The sequence below is a fragment of the Zoogloea sp. genome, from assembly GCF_044344315.1.
Classification (GTDB): domain Bacteria; phylum Pseudomonadota; class Gammaproteobacteria; order Burkholderiales; family Rhodocyclaceae; genus Zoogloea.
The window spans coordinates 63,308-78,445 of the sequence record NZ_JBIJDC010000002.1 but is presented as its reverse complement, the minus strand read 5'-3'; the positions used below and the strand labels follow the sequence as shown (position 1 = coordinate 78,445).

Below are 15,138 nucleotides of genomic sequence, written 5' to 3'. Positions count from 1 at the left end.
AGCAGGAGTGTGTGCGTGAATTTCGCCCTGATTCTTTTCGGCTTGCTGGTCCTGAGTGGTGTCCTGTGGGCACTTGACCACTTCGTTGCAAGCAAGCGGCGTTCTGTGGGGGCCAAGTCGCCTTGGTGGGTGGAGTACGGGGCCAGCTTCTTTCCGGTGATCCTGGTGGTTTTCTGCCTGCGCTCGTTTGTCGTCGAGCCCTTCAAGATTCCCTCGGGTTCGATGATTCCCACCCTGCTGGTGGGGGACTTTATCCTCGTCAACAAATGGACTTACGGGATTCGTCTGCCGGTCATCAACAAGAAGGTCGTCGAGGTTAACCAGCCCAAGCGCGGTGACGTCATGGTCTTTCGCTTCCCGGCCGATCCGTCCCTCGACTACATCAAGCGTGTGGTGGGTTTGCCCGGTGACAAGGTCGAGTACATCGACAAGAAGCTGAGCATCAATGGCGTGGCCATGACCCAGCGTGATGAGGGCGATTACCTCCACGCCGACCGTCTCTACTATTCACCGCGCCGGGCCGAAAAGCTTGGCGAGGTCGAGCACAGCATCATCGTGGAAAATGACGCACCGGCCTTTGTTTCCCAGATTACCCAGTACGCCTACCGCGACAACTGCACCTATACTAGCCGCGGTGTGACCTGCACCGTGCCGGATGGTCACTATTTCATGATGGGTGACAACCGGGACGGTAGTTTCGACAGCCGTGGCTGGGGTTTCGTCCCCGAGCAGAATATCGTTGGCAAGGCATTCTTCATCTGGTTCAATTTCAGTGATCTGAAACGTATCGGCAGCTTCCATTGATCATGACGCGAAAAAGTCAGTCGGGCCTCAGCCTCATCGGTGTGCTGTTTGTCGGCGCCGCTCTTGCTTCGGTCCTAATGCTGGGTCTGAAGCTGGTGCCGGTATTGACCGAGTATCACGGCATCAAGCGCTCAATTGCCGCAGTGGCCAGTGAAGCAGATCCTCAGAACGCCAGTGTGCCCCAGTTGCGCAACGCGTTTTCCAAGCGTGCCACAGTGGACGACATCACCAGCATTTCTCCTTCCGATCTGGACATCACCAAGGAGGACGGCCGGATCGTGATTTCGGTCGACTATTCCCGCAAGGTTCATCTGTTCTCCAACGTGAGTCTTGTCATCGATTTCTCGGCGACCACCGGGGCTTCCCGTTGATCAGGCCGCTATGAAGCTGGAAGGTTTGCAGCGGGCCATCGGCCATCGCTTTGCCCGCCCCGAACTGCTCGAACAGGCCGTGACTCATCGTAGTTTCGGGTCGCCCCACAATGAGCGGCTCGAGTTTCTGGGGGACAGTGTCCTCAACTGCGTGACCGCCCTGGCCCTGTTCGGACGTTTTGCAGAACTGCGTGAAGGCGACTTGTCCCGCCTGCGGGCCAATCTGGTGCGCCAGGAAGCCCTGCACCGACTTGCCGACGGCCTGAATCTAGGTGACTACCTGCGCCTGGGTGAGGGTGAGCTGAAAAGCGGCGGTCATCGCCGCCCATCCATTCTCGCCGATGCACTGGAAGCCATCTTTGCCGCGGTATACATTGATGCCGGTTTCGAGGCGGCCAAGGCGGTCATTGATCGGCTCTACGAATCGTCCCTGACCGCTCTCGACCCGGCCCGCGCCCTGAAAGATCCCAAGACCGCCCTGCAGGAATGGCTGCAGGGCCGGCGCATGGCGCTTCCCCGATACTCCCTCGCCGATACCCGTGGCGAGGCCCACCAGCAGGAATTCGAGGTCGAGTGCGAGATCGCCGGCCTTGGCCTCAAGACCCGCGGCATCGGCGTGAGTCGCCGCGCTGCCGAACAGCAGTCCGCCCAGCGGGCGCTGGAACTCCTCCCCAAGCAATGACCGAAACCGTATCTCCTGTCGACCAGCCCTTCCGCACGGGCTTTGTCGCCATTGTCGGCCGTCCCAACGTCGGCAAGTCCACCCTGCTCAATCGCCTGATCGGTCAGAAGATCAGCATTGTTTCGCGCAAGGCCCAGACCACCCGTCACCGGGTAACCGGTGTGCTCACTGAGGGGGCATCCCAGTTCATCTTCGTGGATACCCCGGGTTTCCAGACCCGCCACAAGAACGCTCTCAATCGGGCCATGAACCGCACCGTGACCCAGGTGCTGGCGGATGTGGATCTGGTGCTCTTCGTCATCGAAAGCGGTCGCTTCGGGCCCGAGGACGAGCAGGTGGTCAAGCTGCTTCCCGAGGGCGCCAAGGTGATCCTGGTGATCAACAAGGTTGATCTCCTGGAGGAAAAAGCGCGCATGCTGCCCTTCATGCAGAAGATGAGCGCCGTGTTCCCGTTTGCGGAGATCGTCCCGGTGAGTGCCGAGAAAGGGCGCAACACCGACCAGTTGATCAAGGCGGCCCAGCCTTATCTGCCCGCCGGAGATCCGATCTTCGATGCGGACGACATTACCGACCGGAGCGAACGTTTCCTTGCGGCAGAATTCCTGCGTGAGAAGCTGTTCCGCCAACTGGGTGAAGAGCTGCCCTATGGCATGACAGTCGAGATCGAGAAGTTTGAGGCCGAGCCTGGCCTGCGCCGCATTCATGCGGCCATCATCGTCGACAAGTCGGCCCACAAGGCCATGGTGATCGGCAAGGGCGGTGAGCGTCTCAAGCGTATCGGCACCGAAGCCCGCCTCGAGATGGAAAAACTCTTCGACTCCAAGGTCTTCCTGGAGGTCTGGGTCAAGGTCAAGAGCGGCTGGGCCGACGACGAGCGGGCCCTCAAGAGCCTCGGTTACGAGTAAGCCCGGCCGGAACTGCCCGCCGTGAGTGTCAGGCAGCGTATCGACCAGCAGCCCGGCTTCGTGCTGCACAGCTATCCCTACCGGGAAACCAGCCTGATCGTCGAGGTTTTCAGCCGCGACCACGGCCGCATCGGCCTGGTGGCCAAGGGCGCGCGGCGTCCCATGTCGCAGCTCCGCGGCGTGCTGATGGCCTTTCAGCCCCTGTTCATCGACTGGAGCGGGGGCTGCGAGATGAAGACCCTGGTCCGTGCCGAGTGGCAGGGCGGGCAACCGCTCCTCGGGGGCCAGGCCTTGCTGTGCGCCTATTACCTCAACGAGCTCCTATTGCGCCTGATGCCCCGGGAAGATGCCCACCCGGCGCTCTACCAGGCCTACGGTGGAGCTTTGCGGGCACTGGCCGTGGGCGAATCCCAGGAAGTGGTGCTCCGGCGCTTCGAGCTGGCGCTGCTCCAGGAGCTCGGTTACGGCCTTGAGCTGGAGTCGGATTGCGACGGCGTGCCTGTCCGGCCCGACACTTACTACGCCTATATAATCGAGCGCGGTGCGGTAGCCCTGGACGAACACGGGATCGACGATCCGGCGGTGGTCCGTGGCAAGACGCTCATCGACATGGCCCACCAGGATCTTCGCGATCCCGATACCCTGGCCCAGAGCAAGGCCCTGATGCGCCGGCTCATCCAGCATTACCTCGGCGGGCAGGTGCTCCAGTCCCGCCGTGTGTTCACTGAACTGTTTGCCTATCCCGGAGACCCCTCTTGATCGAACTCGGCGTCAATATCGACCACGTGGCCACCCTGCGCCAGGCCCGTCGCACCTGGGAGCCCGATCCCTGCTGGGCCGCCGTGGAAGCCCATCTTGGTGGTGCGGACGGCATCACCGTGCACCTGCGCGAGGATCGCCGCCATATCCAGGATGCGGATGTACGCAAGCTTGGTGAGCTCACCCAGATCAAGCTCAACCTCGAGATGGCGGCGACCGACGAGATGGTCGGCATCGCTTGCGCCTTGAAGCCCCAGATGGCCATGTTCGTGCCCGAGGGGCGTCATGAGGTGACTACCGAAGGCGGCCTCGACATCGTTTCCCAGGAGGCCCGCCTCAAGGATGCCGTGGCGCGTCTGGCAGAGGAGGGCATCATCGTCAGCGTCTTCATCGATGCCGAGATCGCCCAGGTGGAGGCGGCGGCGCGGATTGGCGCAAAGGTGTGCGAGATCCATACCGGCCCCTATGCCCATGTTTTCCACGGTGCAGGGCGCGACGCCGAGAGCCCGGCGGTGCTGGCCGAGATCGACAAGATCCGCCAGGCGGGGGCCGCGATACGGCAGCTCGGGCTGCGCTTCAATGCCGGCCACGCCCTCAACTACTACAACGTCCAGCCCATCGCCCGTCTGCCGGGGATTCGCGAGCTGCACATCGGGCACGCCATTGTCAGTCGCTCGGTGTTCACCGGCCTGCGTGAGGCGGTGCGCGAGATGAAACGCCTCATGCGGGAAGCTGCCGAGCGCGGCGAGCAGGCGTGATCCACGGGGTCGGTACCGACATCGTGCGGGTGGCCCGCATGGAGGATGCGCTGATCCGCCACGGTGTGCGTTTCGCCGAGCGCATCCTGGATGCGTCCGAGCGCGCCGCCTTCCAGGCCGCATCCGCGCCGGCCCGTTTCCTGGCCAAGCGCTTTGCCGCCAAGGAGGCCTTTGGCAAGGCGCTGGGTACCGGCGTTGCCGCGCCGGCCACGCTGCATGCAATGCGGGTCGGCCACGATGCCCTGGGAAAGCCGCACTTCGAGTATTCGCCAGGCCTTGCCGACTACATGGCGGAGCGGGGTCTCAGCGCCCATCTCAGCCTGTCCGACGAGGCCGACTATGTTGTCGCCTTTGCCGTCATCGAAAGACCATGAAGTTATCTCCTGCCCTTCCCGGCCCCGTCATGCTCGACGTGGCTGCCCATGAGATCACCGCCGAAGAGCGGGAGATCCTGCAGCATCCCCTTGTCGGCGGCGTCATCCTGTTTGCCCGCAACTATGCCGAGCCGGCGCAGTTGCGCGCCCTCACCGGGGCGATCCGCGCGGCCCGGCCGGAGCTGGTGATTTCTGTCGATCATGAAGGCGGGCGCGTGCAGCGTTTCCGTGAGGGCTTCACCCGGCTGCCGGCGATGCGTCGCCTCGGTGAGGCCTGGGCTGCCGATCCGGCAGTTGGCAGGGCTTGTGCCCGCCAGGCCGGTTTTGTGCTCGCGGCGGAGCTGCGGGCCCATGGTGTGGACCTGAGTTATGCGCCGGTGCTCGACCTGGATTACGGCGTCAGCAGCGTCATCGGCGACCGGGCCTTCCATCGGGATCCCCAGGTCACCGTCGAGCTGGCCGGCGAGGTCGTGGCCGGGCTGGCCGACGGTGGCCTGCGGGCGGTGGGCAAGCATTTTCCCGGACATGGGGCCGTCGAGGCGGACTCCCACGTGGCGATTCCCGTTGATGGACGCAGCTTCGAGGACGTCTGGGCCGAGGACATCCTTCCTTTCCGCCTGCTCTCCGCCCAGCTCGGCGGCGTGATGCCGGCCCATGTCATCTTCGAGAACATCGACGCCCGTCCGGCGGGCTTTTCCCGCTTCTGGTTGCAGGACATCCTGCGCGGCAAGCTCGGTTTCCAGGGCGTGATCTTCAGCGACGACCTGACCATGGAGGGCGCCAGCGTGGCCGGCGGCATCGTCGCCCGGGCCGAGGCGGCCCACTCGGCCGGCTGCGACATGGTGCTGGTGTGCAACCGCCCGGACATGGCCGTAGACCTGCTCGACAACTGGCACCCCCAGGCCCACGCGGGCAGCCGCGAGCGCATCGTGGCCCTGCGCCCCAGGCCGGGTACGGCGCCGGCCGATCCAGGCACCCTGGCCGGCTGGGCGCCTTACCGCGCGGCCCGCGACGGCGTGCTGGCCCTCGCCTGAGCCGGAGTTCGTTCGTGGCCTTCGACGCCAAAGTCTTCCTGCGCACCCTGACCGAGGAGCCCGGTGTCTATCGCATGATCGGGGCCGACGAGGCCGTGCTGTACGTGGGCAAGGCGAAGAACCTCAGGCGCCGGGTGTCGTCCTATTTTCAGCGCACCCAGCTCAGTCCGCGCATCGCCATCATGGTAGGGCAGGTGGCGCGCGTCGATATCACCGCCACCCGCTCCGAGGCCGAGGCCCTGATCCTCGAGAACAACCTCATCAAGAGCCTCGGGCCCAAGTACAACATCCTGTTCCGCGACGACAAGTCCTACCCCTACATCGCCCTGTCTGGGGGGGACTTTCCGCAGATCTACTATCACCGGGGTGGTTTCCGGAAGGGTGTACGCTATTTCGGGCCCTTTCCCAACAGCTGGGCCGTGCGCGAAAGCCTGCACCTGATGCAGAAGATCTTTCGCCTGCGCACTTGCGAGGACAGCACTTTCAGCAACCGCTCGCGGCCCTGTCTGCTGCACCAGATCCAGCGCTGCACCGGGCCCTGTGTCGGGCTGATCGACAAGGATGCCTACGCCGCCGACGTGCAGTTGGCCAGCCTGTTCCTCAACGGGCGTCATGGCGACGTGGTGGACGACTTGTCCAGGCGCATGCAGGAGGCATCGGATGCGCTGGCCTTCGAGAAGGCCGTCGTCTATCGCGACCAGATCCGCAACCTGCAGGCTGTGCTTCACAAGCAGTTTGTCGAAAGCGCCAGGGATGAGGACGTGGATGTGCTGGCTGCGGTGGAGCGGGGCGGCATGGTGTGCGTCAACCTGGCCATGATCCGTGGCGGGCGCCATCTCGGTGACCGGCCCCTGTTCCCCAGCAACGCCCAGGGCTGCACGCCACTGGATGCGCTGGTGGCTTTTGTCGAGCAGCACTACCTGGACCACCCCTTGCCGGGAAAGATCCTGGTCAATGTCGACCCTGCGACCATTAAGGAGGCGCTCGACGAGGTGGTCGAAGGGAAGCTCGGCGTCATGGCGGCCCGCTACGAAAACGAGCGGGCGTGGATGAGCATGGCCGAGAACAACGCCGGCCTGGCCCTGATGGTGCGGGAGCAGGAGTCCAGCCGGGGTGAGCAGCGCCTCGAGGCCCTGCGCGATGCCCTTGGCCTGGCCGATACACCCAGCCGAATCGAGTGTTTCGACATTTCCCACACCATGGGCGAAGCCACCGTGGCCTCCTGCGTGGTGTGGGATGGCAAGGCCATGAAGAACTCCGAGTACCGGCGCTACAACATCGCCGGCATTACTGCGGGTGACGACTACGCCGCCATGCGCCAGGCTCTGACCCGGCGCTACGAGAAGGTGGCTGCCGGAGAAGGCGTTCGCCCCGACCTGATCCTCATCGACGGCGGCAAGGGCCAGATGGGCGTTGCCAGGGAGGTGCTGGCCGAACTGGGGCTGGAGGCCATCACCATGTTCGGTGTGGCCAAGGGGGAGAGCCGCAAGCCGGGGCTGGAAGAGCTGGTCTTCCCCGACGGGCGCGAGCCGGTGCACATGCGCCCCGATGCACCGGCGCTGCACCTGATCCAGGAGATCCGTGACGAGGCGCATCGCTTTGCCATCACCGGCCACCGTGCCCGACGGGCCAAGACCCGCAACACCTCGCGCCTGGAGGACATTGCCGGGGTGGGGCCGACACGGCGCAAAAAGCTGCTGGCCGCGTTTGGCGGTATCGATGGTGTGCGAAAGGCCACGATTGAGGATCTGTGTCGTGTGGAAGGCATCAACCGGCATCTTGCCGAACAGATATACAATGCGATGCGATAGCCCGCAAACGCCGACATGCTTTTCAATATCCCCAACTCCCTGACCTGGGCACGTATTGCCCTGATCCCCTTTTTCGTCGGCATCTACTACCTTCCGGACACCGCCATTTCTGCGGAAGACAAGAACCTGGTGGCCACGTTGACCTTTGTCGCCGCGGCCGTGACGGACTGGTTCGACGGCTACCTGGCACGCTCCCTTGGCCAGACCTCGGCTTTTGGCGCCTTCCTTGATCCGGTGGCGGACAAGCTGATGGTGGCGGCTGCCCTGATCGTGCTGGTGCACCTGGGGCGAGTGGATTCGCTGATTGCACTGGTCATCATTGGTCGCGAGATCACCATTTCGGCCCTGCGCGAGTGGATGGCCAAAGTGGGGGCAGCGGGTAGCGTGGCGGTGGCCTTTGTCGGCAAGCTCAAGACGGCTGCCCAGATGTCAGCGATTCCGTTGTTGCTCTACCAGGCCCCGGTTTTCGGTTTTGACGGAATGGCCCTGGGTACCGTGCTGATCTACGTGGCGGCGGTTCTGACCCTGTGGTCCATGGGTTATTACATGCGCTGCGCCTGGCCCGAGCTGATGAAGCGTAGTCGCTGAAAGCCGCATTTCGGATTTGACATCCGAAAATTTTTACCTATAATGGCGGTCTGTCGAGCGGCAGTAGCTCAGTTGGTAGAGCGCAACCTTGCCAAGGTTGAGGTCGAGAGTTCGAGACTCTTCTGCCGCTCCAAGAATTTCCGGGGAAGCCTTGCTTCCCCGTTTGATTCACGGCGCGATAGCAAAGCGGTTATGCACCGGATTGCAAATCCGTGTAGGTCGGTTCGACTCCGGCTCGCGCCTCCAGGTGTAGAACAAAGCGGCAGTAGCTCAGTTGGTAGAGCGCAACCTTGCCAAGGTTGAGGTCGAGAGTTCGAGACTCTTCTGCCGCTCCAGAATGCAACGGGGAAAACAATGATTCGCAATGGTTTGCGATGATTCGTTTTCCCCGTTTTGTTTTTTCAGGTTGCGGTTTTCTTCTTGCGGGACTTCCTGCTTCCCGCCGCGGATCCGCTTCATCCCTGCTCATTCTCATCGGTTTCTGCCATCTTTCGGCCTCGTTGTGTAGTCTGGCTGACAAGCGGTTGTCGTCAGCATGTCACGGTGCTGACGCAGGATGGGGCCTGTCGACAGTGTTGTCGGCCCACTCCGGGCCGGACCGACGGGAGACCAGGATGAAGCAAGTTCTCGATGCCCTCGCCAGAAAGCTGTGCCATACCGCCTTCGGTCCGGAAGTGACGGCCTTCCTGATGGACGGCCAGTGGCGCGCGCCCCTGTTTGTCCCCGATGCCTTCGAGACGGCGGAAAAAGGCGCGCTGGAGTTGCCCGAAATCGCCATCAGCCAGAGGGAGTTTCTTCGCTGCTGATGCTCGTAGTTGCGGCTTTCTCCGTCTCTCTTTTCGTACGAACCTCCCTCATTGACCTGTCAATGCACGCTGCCTGTTAAGGGTGGGGCGTGGCTGCCATAGCTGTTTTCTAGTACAATTCAAGGGTTTACGTCGAAATAGCTCGATTCCGCAGGGGGTCGAGCCTTCACGCGTTTCCCGCATTGCTGCGGTGCTCGCAGGGTTGAAAGGTCTGGTTTGAGCGGTACGGAATTCTCGGTTCTGATGGCGACCTACGGGCGCGATGATGCGGGGCATCTGGAGCAGGCGCTGGAGAGTTTGGCCGGGCAGCGCCTCGGGGCATCGGAGGTGGTGCTGGTTGAGGACGGGCCGATCGGAGACGCTGCGCGGGCTGTCATCGAGCGCTATCGCGCGGCGCTCAACATCCAGTCGGTCGTGATGCCTCGTAACGTCGGCCTGGCCAGTGCTCTTAACGCCGGTTTGCAGCACTGCCACCATGAACTCGTGGTTCGTTTCGACAGTGACGACGTGGCGCTGCCAGAGCGCTTTGCACGGCAGATCCAGGCCTTTTGCGCAGACCCGGCAGTCGACGTCATGGGCAGTTTTGCGCAGGAAATGGACAGCGTCGGCATCCTGGGCCGAGTCCGCTCGATGCCCGTATCCCACGAAGACATACTTGCCAAGCTGTGGGCCTGTCCGCTCATTCACCCCACGGTGGCCTACCGGCGGAGCAGGATCCTGGCCGTTGGCGGCTACCGCACCGATCTGCGGCGCAGCGAAGACTACGATCTGTGGTTTCGCTGCGCGAAGGCGGGCATGCGCTTTGCCAACCTGCCAGAAGCCTTGATCCTCCATCGTTTCGATGAAACCAGCCACCTGCGCCATGCCTTCCGGGATGCCCTGGAGAGGGCGCTAAGCGGCTACCGGGGCGCCAGCCTGCTGGGCATGCCCCTCTGGAAGCGTCTGGCCTGCTTTGTCCCCCTGCTGCGAGCAGTATTACCCACACCGCTGCGTCACCCGGCCTATCGTCTGCTGTCGCGCTTCGACCCCCGACGTTCGGGGCAGCCGGATTAGTCGTCGCGGGCGCTTTGCCCGCACCAAGCCTCAGTGCATGTCGTCCTTGTCCGGGGGAACCGGCAGGATGGGAATGCCCTCCTCGATCAGGTCGATCATTTCTTCCCTGTCAGCCTTGCCCCGGATGGCCCTTTCCTCGCTGTCACCGTAGTGAATGCGGCGGGCCTCTTCGGCGAAGCGCTCCCCCACGTCTTCGGAGCGGGCTGCAGCACTGCGTAGGGTCTCTATCAAACGCGCGGCAATGGCCTGAGGGTTGGGGGCTGCTGGCGCCGCAGGGGCGGAATGGGACGAGGTTTGAACGTAGGGGGCCGAGGGCAGGCGGCGTACGTCGCTGCTGCCGCAATGGGGGCAGCCCACCAAGCCGGCAGCACGCTGGGCTTCGAAGGCCTCGCTCGATGCGAACCAGGCTTCGAAGCGGTGCTCCCGGTCACAGGACAGGTCGAGGACGATCATGGTGGAAGGTAGTGAGTGTTCTGTCAGGCCAGGTTCCCGGCGAGTTGAAAGTATGTACGAAGGCGAGAGCCAATACCGCTCGTTCCGATCATTGTGTGACAGCGAACTGGTGGATTATTGCCTGATTGAGGTATTGGCTTAAATCATCACCCCGAGACAGCTAGAGCGGATCGAGGCCGGCGCTAAGCCTGAATGCTATGAAATATGATGCGAATATGTTATCAATCTTGTCCTGCAAGCAGGGTTACGGGCAGCGGCAAAAGTGTAGTCCGTTTTCTTTTGATCCAAGATAATCTTTCCACTTGCTAGCATCCAGAGGGAAGGTCTTGATGATGATGCTTTGCCCATTCTGGGTGATGAGGCGGTGGGGGTGAACGTGAATCTGGACGCATTGCTTGAGCCCTTTCCGGGCGAGCTGCCTTGTGGTCTGAATCTGGAGTACGACGACGATTTTCGTGAGCTTGAAAAGGCTGCCAGTGGTACTCCCGAGCTGGAGTTCGGTGCGGGAAACGGAGACGGTGTTACCCGAATCGAAGGCGTGGGGCCGGACTGGGCCAAGGTGCGCAAACTGTCCGAAGGGCTCTTCTCCCGAACCAAGGATCTCCGTGTCGCTGTCTTCCTGACCCGGGCACTGACACATTCAGACGGGCTGACAGGCCTGGAGATGGGGCTTCGGCTCACGCTCTCTCTCCTCGAAGGCTTCTGGGATCATGTCCACCCCATGCTGGATCGGGACGACAATGATGACCCCACGGAGCGGATCAACGCCTTGGCGGGTCTGGCGGCAGAAAGCATGGTGGGTTCTGTTCGCGATGCATGGGTCGTGCGCTCCCGTCAGATTGGGATGCTTGCCGTCCGTGACATCGAGGTGGCTGCGGGGCGGCTGCAAGCAAGGAGTGGCACGGAGGCCTTGAGTGAGGCGCAGGTCAGTGGACTGATCACGGCCGCTCTTGGTGAGGACCCAGAGCTTGCAGTCAGGGTGCGGAATCTGGACGGTTTGCTCAAAAGCATCGATGCGCTGCTGTCCGAGCGAGTTGGCGCGGCTGGGGGCGTCGACTTCAAGCCGCTTCAGTCAGTGCTGTATCCGGTCCGGCAGGTCGTCGAGCGATGCACCCGTGGTTCGGGAGGCGACTTCGATATTCCCAGCCCCGACGCCACGCTGGCAGACGATGGCGCGGTAGGTGCGGTCAAGACTTCTGCTGCCCCTCAGGGGGAAATCAACTCCCGTTCCGATGTCCTTCGGACGCTCGATCGACTGTGTGATTTTCTGGCCCAGACTGAGCCGGGTAGCCCGGTTCCAATGGTCTTGCGGCGAGCCCAGAAAATGATGAACATGAATTTCCTTGAGCTCATGAATGATCTTGCGCCTGACGGCTTGAATCAGGCAGAAAAGGTCGTTGGAGCGCGTTTCGATAACCCGGAGTCGTGATGCCGGCAAATTGCGCAGTGCAATATCGCTATCCCCATATGGAGGCACAAAATGGCAGACAGCAGTCAGAAATTCATTGCCCGTAACCGGGCGCCCCGGGTTCAGATTGAGTATGACGTGGAACTGTATGGTGCCGAGAAAAAGGTCCAGTTGCCCTTCGTGATGGGGGTGCTTTCAGACTTGTCGGGCAACCCTTCTGAGCCTTTGGCTCCGATTGCCGAGCGCAAGTTCCTGGAAATCGACGTGGACAATTTCGACAGCCGGATGAAGTCGATGAAGCCGCGGGCAGCATTTCAGGTTCCCAATACCCTCACCGGCGAGGGCAATCTCAATGTCGAGCTGACTTTTGAAAGCATGGACGACTTTACGCCGGCCGCCATTGCACGCAAGGTGGATGCGCTCAACAAGCTTCTCGAAGCCCGCCAGCAATTGTCCAACCTGATTACCTACATGGACGGCAAGACCGGCGCCGAAGAGTTGGTGGGGCGCTTGCTCAACGACCCTGCCTTGTTGCAGACCCTTGCCTCGGCGCCGAAGCCCTCAGAAGGCTGAGTGGGCGAGAAGCCCGCTGCGCGTCACTACCAATAACAACCGGAGAATATGAGCATGGTCGATCCGCAACTTCAGGCCGACGCCAAGGGCGTTGCCGGGGCAGAAAGCAGCGAGTTCGCATCGCTACTGCAGAGGGAGTTCAAGCCGAAGTCCGAAGAGGCACGTGATGCCGTCGTCAAAGCCGTCGAAGCGCTTGCGAAACAGGCGCTTTCCCAGACCCAGTTGGTCGGGAACGATGTCGTCAAATCGATCGAGGCGATGATCGCCCAGCTCGACAAGAAGCTGTCGGAACAAGTCAATCTGATCATGCATAACCCCAGCTTCCAGAAGCTGGAGGGGGCATGGCGCGGGCTTCATTATCTCGTCAATAACACCGAAACCGACGAGATGCTGAAGATCCGGGTAATGAACATCACCAAGTCGGAGCTTCACAAGAACCTGAAGCGCTTCAAGGGCACGGCCTGGGATCAAAGCCCGGTGTTCAAGCGCATTTACGAGGAAGAGTACGGTCAATTTGGTGGTGAGCCCTTCGGCTGCCTGGTTGGCGACTATTATTTTGATCAAACGCCGCCGGATGTGGAGCTGCTTGGGGAAATGGCCAAGATCTCCGCTTCGGCACACGCGCCATTCATTGCAGCGGCCAGCCCGGCATTGATGCAGATGGATTCGTGGCAGGAACTGGCCAATCCCCGTGATCTCAGCAAGATCTTCGGTACGCCTGAATATGCCGCCTGGCGATCCCTGCGGGAAAGTGATGATGCGCGATACATTGGTCTCGCCGCGCCTCGTTTTCTGGCACGGGTGCCGTATGGGGCACGGACCAATCCCGTCGATGAGTTTGCGTTTGAGGAAGATACTGGCGCAGCCGACCACAGCAAGTACACATGGGCCAACTCGGCGTATGCGATGGCGGTCAATATCAATCGTTCATTCAAGTATTACGGTTGGTGTTCGCGGATCCGCGGCATTGAGTCGGGGGGAGCAGTAGAAGGTCTGCCGGTTCATTCCTTCCCCACCGATGACGGTGGTGTGGACATGAAGTGCCCCACCGAAATCGCGATCAGCGACCGACGCGAGGCGGAACTGGCCAAGAACGGGTTCATGCCGCTGGTGCACAAGAAGAACTCGGATTTCGCGGCCTTCATCGGTGCCCAGTCGCTACACAAGCCGGCCGAATATGACGATCCTGATGCGACTGCCAATGCCAATCTGGCAGCGCGTCTCCCCTATCTTTTTGCATGCTGTCGCTTTGCTCACTATCTGAAGTGCATCGTCCGCGACAAGATCGGCTCGTTCAAGGAGCGTGACGACATGGAGCGCTGGCTGAAGGACTGGATCATGAATTATGTGGATGGGGATCCTGCCCATTCGTCGGAAGAGACCAAAGCCCGGCGTCCGCTGGCAGCGGCGGAGATCGTGGTGGAGGAGGTGGAGGGTAACCCGGGTTACTACACCTCGAAGTTCTTCCTCCGTCCGCATTACCAGTTGGAAGGCCTGACCGTGTCCCTCAGGCTGGTGTCCAAGCTGCCCTCACAAAAGGCGGCGTGACGAAACTCGAGAGGCAGGGGCGACTCCCCTTCCAATGGGTGAAGCGAGGCGGATGCCGGATGGGGCAGAAAGTGAGTTCTGCCCGGATCCTGGCTTTTTCCAGATGACAATTTAGCGGAGTGCGGAGGTAGATCATGGCAGTCGATATGTTTTTCAAACTCACCAGCATTGAGGGTGAGTCCAAGGACTCCAAGCACGAGAAGGAAATCGACGTGCTGGCGTGGAGTTGGGGGCTTTCCCAAAGCGGCAACACACATGTGGGTACTGGTAGCGGTTCTGGCAAGGTGAACGTCCAGAACCTGAGCTTTACCAAATGGGTGGATTCGGCGTCCACTCCGCTCATCATTTCCTGCTGCAAGGGCACCCATATCAAGGAAGCCAAGCTGACGGTGCGCAAGGCGGGAGACCAGCCCCTCGAATACATCAAGATCACCCTTGAGGATGTGCTTGTGTCGTCCGTGCAGACGGGTGGCAGTGGTGGTGAGGATCGTCTGACCGAAAATGTGACGCTGAACTTTGGCAGGTTCAAGGTCGAATACACCCCGCAGGACGCCAAGGGCGGCGGTGGAAGCACGAAGACCGCGGCTTGGGACATTCCAGCCAACAAGCCCGTTGGCTGATGCTGTGGCCCCGGTTCGACCTGATCCGGGGCACGATTGGCGGCCGTGGCGGCTGCTCCCTAATTTCAGCAATCAGAGCGGAGTGTGAAGGCGGCCATGGCCATTTGCGACATGTTTTTGAAGGTTGAGTCCGCACGTCAAGGCCCGATTCGGGGCGAAAGCGGTGACTCCCGGCATGCCGGCGAGATTGAGGTGCTTGGCTGGTCCTGGGGAATGGAGTGCGAAGGTGATTGGTACCAGAACAAGGCCTCCAGGGAGGGAGGGCGTACGACTATTCACGAGTTGCTTGTCACCAAGCGCGTGGATACCGCTTCGACTGGCCTGATGGCTGCCTTGCGCCGGAATGATCCGATCAAGAAAGCCGTGCTGAGTGTGCGCAAGGCATCCGGTGAAACCGGTCTCGATTACCTTACCGTGACCATTGAGCGGGGGAGGGTGACTTCGCACCGAATTGTCGGGTCTGGATCGCCAGAGTTGATTGAGGAGATCCGCTTTGCCTTTCAGAAGGTGAATGTGGAATACCGGCAGCAGGACCGGGGTGGCTCGGGCAAGGGAGTCTGTACCTTCGAAACCGAGATTGATCAGGCTTGA

The 15,138-nt window shown here is 61.5% G+C and carries 18 protein-coding genes and 3 tRNA genes; 20 read left to right on the top strand and 1 reads right to left on the bottom strand.

The window, feature by feature from the left end; genetic code table 11:
* Positions 1-15: 15 nt before the first annotated feature.
* The 15 genes from lepB to ACIQ09_RS00905 all read left to right on the top strand — a co-directional run bounded on the left by lepB (position 16) and on the right by ACIQ09_RS00905 (position 9,945).
* Positions 16-804, top strand: coding sequence for a signal peptidase I (gene lepB / locus ACIQ09_RS00975; RefSeq protein ID WP_398304727.1), 789 nt, complete (start codon positions 16-18; stop codon positions 802-804).
* Between the two features lie 2 nt (positions 805-806).
* Positions 807-1,175 carry a DUF4845 domain-containing protein gene (locus tag ACIQ09_RS00970; RefSeq protein ID WP_398304801.1) on the top strand — a complete coding sequence of 123 codons (369 nt, stop codon included), beginning with the start codon at positions 807-809 and terminating at the stop codon, positions 1,173-1,175.
* A 10-nt stretch (positions 1,176-1,185) separates the two neighbouring features.
* Positions 1,186-1,857 (top strand): ribonuclease III, encoded by a 672-nt coding sequence (gene rnc / locus ACIQ09_RS00965; protein WP_398304724.1) that lies wholly within the window; start codon positions 1,186-1,188, stop codon positions 1,855-1,857.
* Positions 1,854-2,762 (top strand): GTPase Era, encoded by a 909-nt coding sequence (era, locus tag ACIQ09_RS00960; RefSeq protein ID WP_398304721.1) that lies wholly within the window; start codon positions 1,854-1,856, stop codon positions 2,760-2,762. The genes rnc and era overlap by 4 nt, the downstream gene beginning before the upstream one ends.
* 21 nt (positions 2,763-2,783) lie before the next feature.
* Complete coding sequence (gene recO / locus ACIQ09_RS00955; protein ID WP_398304718.1) at positions 2,784-3,521, top strand: DNA repair protein RecO; 738 nt, start codon at positions 2,784-2,786, stop codon at positions 3,519-3,521.
* Positions 3,518-4,279: a pyridoxine 5'-phosphate synthase gene (locus tag ACIQ09_RS00950; protein WP_398304715.1), complete on the top strand. Its 762-nt coding sequence runs from the start codon at positions 3,518-3,520 to the stop codon at positions 4,277-4,279. Before recO ends, ACIQ09_RS00950 begins: the two co-directional genes overlap by 4 nt.
* Positions 4,276-4,653, top strand: coding sequence for a holo-ACP synthase (acpS, locus tag ACIQ09_RS00945; RefSeq protein WP_398304712.1), 378 nt, complete (start codon positions 4,276-4,278; stop codon positions 4,651-4,653). The genes ACIQ09_RS00950 and acpS overlap by 4 nt, the downstream gene beginning before the upstream one ends.
* Entirely contained in the window at positions 4,650-5,687 is a 1,038-nt protein-coding gene (nagZ, locus tag ACIQ09_RS00940) for a beta-N-acetylhexosaminidase (RefSeq protein WP_398304708.1), read from the top strand. Before acpS ends, nagZ begins: the two co-directional genes overlap by 4 nt.
* A 74-nt stretch (positions 5,688-5,761) precedes the next feature.
* Positions 5,762-7,498 carry an excinuclease ABC subunit UvrC gene (gene uvrC / locus ACIQ09_RS00935; RefSeq protein ID WP_398304798.1) on the top strand — a complete coding sequence of 579 codons (1,737 nt, stop codon included), beginning with the start codon at positions 5,762-5,764 and terminating at the stop codon, positions 7,496-7,498.
* 15 nt (positions 7,499-7,513) lie between these two features.
* Complete coding sequence (gene pgsA / locus ACIQ09_RS00930; protein ID WP_398304705.1) at positions 7,514-8,086, top strand: CDP-diacylglycerol--glycerol-3-phosphate 3-phosphatidyltransferase; 573 nt, start codon at positions 7,514-7,516, stop codon at positions 8,084-8,086.
* 57 nt (positions 8,087-8,143) lie between these two features.
* Positions 8,144-8,219 (top strand) — tRNA-Gly (locus ACIQ09_RS00925).
* 39 nt (positions 8,220-8,258) lie between these two features.
* Positions 8,259-8,332: transfer RNA gene (locus tag ACIQ09_RS00920), tRNA-Cys, on the top strand.
* A 13-nt stretch (positions 8,333-8,345) separates the two neighbouring features.
* Positions 8,346-8,421: transfer RNA gene (locus ACIQ09_RS00915), tRNA-Gly, on the top strand.
* Positions 8,422-8,700: 279 nt separating this feature from the next.
* On the top strand, positions 8,701-8,892 hold the full coding sequence (locus ACIQ09_RS00910) for a hypothetical protein (protein ID WP_398304702.1): 192 nt from the start codon (positions 8,701-8,703) through the stop codon (positions 8,890-8,892).
* 243 nt (positions 8,893-9,135) lie between these two features.
* Positions 9,136-9,945: a glycosyltransferase gene (locus ACIQ09_RS00905; RefSeq protein ID WP_398304699.1), complete on the top strand. Its 810-nt coding sequence runs from the start codon at positions 9,136-9,138 to the stop codon at positions 9,943-9,945.
* Between the two features lie 30 nt (positions 9,946-9,975).
* On the opposite strand, the gene ACIQ09_RS00900 is transcribed toward ACIQ09_RS00905, so the two are convergent.
* On the bottom strand, positions 9,976-10,398 hold the full coding sequence (locus tag ACIQ09_RS00900; protein ID WP_398304696.1) for a DUF1178 family protein: 423 nt from the start codon (positions 10,396-10,398) through the stop codon (positions 9,976-9,978).
* Positions 10,399-10,768: 370 nt separating this feature from the next.
* Between ACIQ09_RS00900 and tssA the strand changes: the two genes are divergently transcribed.
* The 5 genes from tssA to ACIQ09_RS00875 all read left to right on the top strand — a co-directional run bounded on the left by tssA (position 10,769) and on the right by ACIQ09_RS00875 (position 15,138).
* Positions 10,769-11,827, top strand: coding sequence for a type VI secretion system protein TssA (gene tssA, locus ACIQ09_RS00895; protein WP_398304693.1), 1,059 nt, complete (start codon positions 10,769-10,771; stop codon positions 11,825-11,827).
* A gap of 51 nt (positions 11,828-11,878) precedes the next feature.
* Entirely contained in the window at positions 11,879-12,379 is a 501-nt protein-coding gene (tssB, locus tag ACIQ09_RS00890) for a type VI secretion system contractile sheath small subunit (RefSeq protein ID WP_398304689.1), read from the top strand.
* A 54-nt stretch (positions 12,380-12,433) separates the two neighbouring features.
* Entirely contained in the window at positions 12,434-13,927 is a 1,494-nt protein-coding gene (tssC, locus tag ACIQ09_RS00885) for a type VI secretion system contractile sheath large subunit (RefSeq protein ID WP_398304686.1), read from the top strand.
* Between the two features lie 134 nt (positions 13,928-14,061).
* Positions 14,062-14,547 carry an Hcp family type VI secretion system effector gene (locus ACIQ09_RS00880; RefSeq protein WP_398304683.1) on the top strand — a complete coding sequence of 162 codons (486 nt, stop codon included), beginning with the start codon at positions 14,062-14,064 and terminating at the stop codon, positions 14,545-14,547.
* A 96-nt stretch (positions 14,548-14,643) separates the two neighbouring features.
* Entirely contained in the window at positions 14,644-15,138 is a 495-nt protein-coding gene (locus ACIQ09_RS00875) for an Hcp family type VI secretion system effector (protein ID WP_398304680.1), read from the top strand.